The following is a 4,992-nucleotide window of genomic DNA, read 5'->3' as shown; positions in this document are numbered from 1 at the left end:
TGATAACTGATAACTGATAACTGATAACTGATAACTGATAACTGATAACTGATAACTGATAACTGATAACTGATAACTGATAACTGATAACTGATAACTGATAACTGATAACTGATTAAGACATTTCTAACATTCTTTGAATCGGCAACAGTGCCTTAACTCTTAAATCTTCAGAAATAGTAATTTCTGGAGTTTTATCTCGCATACAGAGATACAATTTTTCGAGAGTGTTCAGTCTCATGTAGGGACACTCATTACAAGCACAGTTATTTAAAGCTGGTGCGGGGATAAATACTTTCTCTGGGGCGGATTTTTGCATCTGGTGAATAATCCCCGGTTCTGTGGCGACAATAAAGGTTTTTTCGGAACTTTTCAGGGAATAATTTAATAGTGCCGTCGTGGAACCAATATAATCGGCATGGCGTAAAACCGATGCTTCACACTCAGGATGGGCGATAATTTTTGCTTCTGGATGGGCGACTTTTAATTCTATTATCTTGCGTTCGGAAAAAGTTTCATGGACAATACAACTACCCTGCCAGAGAACTAAATCTCTACCAGTTTGCTGACTGACGTAACGGCCTAAATTGCGATCGGGAGCGAAGATAATCGGTTGATGGGCAGGGATTTGATTAACTATTTTGACTGCGTTGGAACTGGTGCAGATAATATCACTCATGACCTTAATTTCTGCACTGCAATTGATATAGGAAATCACGATATGATCGGGATATTGGGCTTTAAAACGAGCAAAATCTTCAGGATGACAACTATCAGCTAAAGAACATCCTGCATCTAAATCCGGCAGCAATACCAACTTATCTGGGTTTAAGATTTTAGCTGTTTCTGCCATGAAGTGAACCCCCGCAAATACGATCACATCTGCTGGCGTTCGGGCAGCCTGTTGGGATAAACCGAGAGAATCACCAATATAATCAGCTATATCCTGTATGTCAGAATTTTGATAGTAGTGAGCCAGAATAACGGCGTTTAATTCCCGTTTAAGCTCTTTAATTGCCGTAAATAGGTCATCAGGTAAGCTCGATCGATTTGCGGGTTGAACAGTTGTGAACACGGTACGACTTATGGTTATTTTTACCAAATACTAAACAAGTCCCTACATCATAGCAAATTTTTTTGAGGAGATTAGGGAGTGGGAAGCTTTTTTCAGTAATCAGTAAACAGTAAGCAGTAATCAGTGAAAAGACCGCAGAAAACTGCCATTTAATCCTGCTCACTTGATATTCTCTTCTCTTATCTGATAAATGACCCCTGATTAAGACTGTCCACTAAAAACTCACATCTGATAACTGATAAATGATAAATGATTCAAGGCTAAGGTGTATCAATGCTAGGATAAAGGCTTGAGTAGAGAACGATCGAGCGAAAGCCATGTCATCGACAGAAGTAAAAACCCCACCCCCAGACAGTCCTGAATTCCTCGATGAGTTACCCGGAGAAGTGGAAATGTCCTTATTTGACCACTTGGAGGAGTTGCGGCGCCGGATTTTTTATAGTTTAATTGCCGTGGCTGTGGGTGCGGTGGGATGTTTTATCTTTGTTAAACCCCTAGTACAAGTGCTGGAAGTTCCCGCCCAAGGGGTAAAATTTTTGCAGTTGGCCCCGGGAGAATTTTTTTTCGTCTCCCTAAAAGTAGCTGGATATAGCGGCATACTGGTGGCTAGTCCGGTCATTCTCTTGCAAATTATCCTCTTTGTGCTGCCGGGGTTAACCCGTCGCGAACGGCGTTTAATTGTCCCGGTAGTGTTAGGATCGAGTGTTTTATTTTTTGCTGGTTTATTTTTTGCCTATATTGCCCTGATTCCCGCCGCTTTAAACTTTTTTGTGAGTTATGGGGCGGAAGTGGTCGAACAAGCTTGGTCGATCGAGCGCTATTTTGAATTTGTCTTACTTTTACTTTTTAGTACCGGCATCGCCTTTCAAATTCCCGTTATTCAATTGATTTTGAGCTTTTTAGGCATTATTTCCTCGCAAACGATGTTATCGGGGTGGCGTTTCGTGGTTTTGGGTGCGGTGATTTTAGGCGCGATTTTAACCCCTTCCACAGACCCTCTGACCCAATCCCTGTTAGCCGGGGCGGTCTTGGGTCTATACTTTGGGGGGATTGGGGTAGTGAAATTAACGGGACGTTAGCAGTTTTTTGATAGAATTTGACGGCTGAAAACTAATTAAGCCAGAAAGCTAGAGATTGATTCTAGATTGAGTAACAAAGTGAAATATTTTTTCTTAACGGCAGGTTGGACAATAGGACGGGTGTGGGAATTTGGCGGTTTGTGGGATCACGCGAGTAGTTGGCGACGACCACCGCAGATAGAGCGATTAAATATCGGTATTTTAGAGGGAGAACAGGTTTTATGGCTTTATAAGGTGGAAGAAGCCGTGATTATGGTAGAAGTTGCCCCCAAGAGTGCAGAAATTGCCGATACTGTCCCCACCATCGGGCAAGTGGTGCTAAAACGCTTGATTAGTGCCGAACAAGTCCTCGAAATCCTGCAAAATGCCGAAGAAGTGCTGAGGAAGTAATCAGTGATCAGTTATCAGTCATCAGTGATCACTAATCAGATGTGAGTTTTCAGTGAGTGGTATTAAGTGAGGAGTATTAAATAGGGTTTGCTGAATAAAGCTAAAAACCTTGTTGGATAATATCTTTAGGCTTTTTTGAAATCAAAAAGTGCCTAGCATGGGAGTGGTCGGGGGGAAAATTCCGGGACTTTTTCCCCGAAAATTAGGTAATTGACCCTCTGAAAATGGGTAAAACCCTACACCCTACACCCCACACCCTACCCCCACGAAAAACTTTTTGCCGCAAACCCTAAATAGCATTAACAGTGCTGTCTTTTCACTGATTACTGTTTACTGATCACTGAAAAAAGCTCCCCACACCCCATCACCGGCGTTCCCTTATTTGGACTATTCTGGCGGAAGACCGATCGCAAAGACTTGAAATCTGTTCTAACAATAGTTACACTTCTTTAGAATAGATACACTTTTCAAGGGATAATGTAGGTCGGCTAACTCTTGCACTTAACCGTCGAGATTGTTGGGCTTATATTTGACCCTGAATATAAAAAGCGTCTAAGTGGACACTAAATTGTCAATAGGAGGAGCGTAGTCAATGGGACTACCTTGGTATCGAGTACACACAGTCGTTCTCAACGACCCGGGCCGTTTAATTTCCGTTCACCTGATGCACACCGCACTGGTAGCGGGTTGGGCTGGCTCCATGGCCCTCTATGAGCTGGCTATTTTCGACCCCAGTGACCCCGTATTAAACCCGATGTGGCGGCAAGGAATGTTCGTGCTGCCCTTCATGGCCCGTTTAGGTGTCACCGGTTCATGGGGTGGCTGGAGCGTCACCGGCGAAACTGGTGTTGACCCCGGTTTCTGGTCTTTTGAAGGCGTTGCCGCCGCTCATATCGTCTTATCCGGTCTGCTATTCCTAGCGGCGGTTTGGCACTGGGTTTTCTGGGATTTAGAATTATTTATCGATCCCCGCACGGGCGAATCTGCGCTCGATTTGCCGAAAATGTTCGGTATTCACCTGTTCTTATCCGGTTTACTTTGCTTTGGTTTCGGTGCTTTCCATCAAACAGGCCTTTGGGGTCCCGGGATGTGGGTTTCCGATGCCTACGGTTTAACTGGTCATGTGCAGCCCGTAGCTCCCGAATGGGGACCGGCTGGTTTTAACCCCTTTAACCCCGGGGGTGTGGTAGCTCACCACATTGCTGCGGGTATCGTCGGGATTATCGCCGGTTTATTCCATTTAACCGTTCGTCCCCCCGAAAGACTCTATAAAGCCCTGAGAATGGGTAATATCGAAACGGTGCTTTCTAGCAGTATCGCCGCCGTTTTCTTTGCCGCTTTCGTCGTGGCTGGAACCATGTGGTACGGTAATGCTACCACCCCGATCGAACTCTTTGGCCCCACCCGTTACCAATGGGATAAGGGCTATTTCCAAGAAGAAATTGAGCGTCGCGTCGAGGCCAGCATCGCCAACGGAGCCACCATCGCCGAAGCTTACCAAGCAATCCCTGAAAAACTGGCTTTCTATGATTATGTCGGTAATAGCCCCGCTAAAGGTGGTTTATTCCGTACTGGTGCCATGGATAGCGGTGACGGTATCGCTAAATCTTGGTTAGGACACCCCGTGTTCAAAGATGGCGAAGGTCGCGTCCTCAGCGTGCGTCGGATGCCTAACTTCTTTGAAACCTTCCCCGTTGTCCTGACCGACTCGGAAGGTATCGTTCGCGCCGATATTCCCTTCCGTCGTGCGGAATCGAAACTGAGTATCGAACAAAGTGGTGTCACCGTTTCTTTCTACGGTGGCGCTCTCGATGGTCAGGTCTTCAGCGATCCTGCTGATGTGAAGAAATTTGCCCGTAAAGCGCAACTCGGTGAAGCTTTCGAGTTTGACACCGAAACCCTGAAGTCTGACGGGGTATTCCGCACTTCTCCGAGAGGTTGGTTTACTTTCGGTCATGCTGTCTTTGCTTTACTATTCTTCTTCGGTCACATCTGGCACGGTTCTCGTACCATCTACCGCGACGTATTCGCCGGGGTAGATCCGGATCTGGAAGAACAAGTGGAATTCGGTTTATTCCAAAAATTGGGTGATCTTAGCACTCGTAAACAAGAAGTTTAGTTTTAGCTAAATCATCCATATAACTAAAGGAGTCAAGTCTTTGACTCCTTTTTTTGTTAATTAGGGTCTGCTGAAAAAGTTTTTCGGTGGGGGTTGGGGGTTGGGGGTTGGGTAGGGCTGTTTCATTCTCCCATCAGAATATCAAAAGTAAAAGCGATCACTGTCTTTGTAAAATGAAAAGTGACCGGCAACTTTTAAAATATATGTTGAGCTTAATAGAAAAACTGAAACAAGTCAAGGACTTTCGGAAAGATAAAGGAAAAAGACACCCTTTATGGATAGTATTATTAGTAATAATACTGGGAACAATGCTAGGATACTCAGGTTAT

The 4,992-nt window shown here is 44.8% G+C and carries 5 protein-coding genes; 4 read left to right on the top strand and 1 reads right to left on the bottom strand.

Going from position 1 to position 4,992, the window contains the following annotated elements; all coding sequences use genetic code 11:
• Nucleotides 1-115: 115 nt before the first annotated feature.
• Nucleotides 116-1,075: a quinolinate synthase NadA gene (nadA, locus tag IM322_RS12505; RefSeq protein ID WP_287673956.1), complete on the bottom strand. Its 960-nt coding sequence runs from the start codon at nucleotides 1,073-1,075 to the stop codon at nucleotides 116-118.
• 317 nt (nucleotides 1,076-1,392) lie between these two features.
• Between nadA and tatC the strand changes: the two genes are divergently transcribed.
• The 4 genes from tatC to IM322_RS12485 form a co-directional block, all read left to right on the top strand.
• The gene (gene tatC / locus IM322_RS12500) at nucleotides 1,393-2,154 is read left to right on the top strand and encodes a twin-arginine translocase subunit TatC (RefSeq protein WP_002783793.1); all 762 of its coding nucleotides are present in this window, start codon (nucleotides 1,393-1,395) and stop codon (nucleotides 2,152-2,154) included.
• A 78-nt stretch (nucleotides 2,155-2,232) separates the two neighbouring features.
• Nucleotides 2,233-2,544 (top strand): hypothetical protein, encoded by a 312-nt coding sequence (locus IM322_RS12495; RefSeq protein ID WP_002798470.1) that lies wholly within the window; start codon nucleotides 2,233-2,235, stop codon nucleotides 2,542-2,544.
• Nucleotides 2,545-3,136: 592 nt separating this feature from the next.
• Nucleotides 3,137-4,663, top strand: a complete 1,527-nt coding sequence (gene psbB, locus IM322_RS12490; protein WP_149986009.1) for a photosystem II chlorophyll-binding protein CP47 — start codon at nucleotides 3,137-3,139, stop codon at nucleotides 4,661-4,663.
• A 203-nt stretch (nucleotides 4,664-4,866) separates the two neighbouring features.
• Nucleotides 4,867-4,992, top strand: a 126-nt coding sequence (locus tag IM322_RS12485) for a transposase family protein (RefSeq protein WP_287713225.1), incomplete at its 3' end; no start/stop codon positions are given.

The organism is Microcystis sp. M109S1 (assembly GCF_020247025.1).
GTDB lineage: Bacteria > Cyanobacteriota > Cyanobacteriia > Cyanobacteriales > Microcystaceae > Microcystis.
The sequence above is the reverse complement of the archived record's forward strand: the minus strand, read 5'-3'. Positions and strand labels throughout refer to the sequence as shown.

Bases quoted from the DNA above. Each gene is read 5' to 3' on its own strand.
- psbB (WP_149986009.1), top strand. From the start codon at position 3,137: ATGGGACTACCTTGGTATCGAGTACACACAGTCGTTCTCAACGACCCG.
- tatC (WP_002783793.1), top strand. From the start codon at position 1,393: ATGTCATCGACAGAAGTAAAAACCCCACCCCCAGACAGTCCTGAATTC.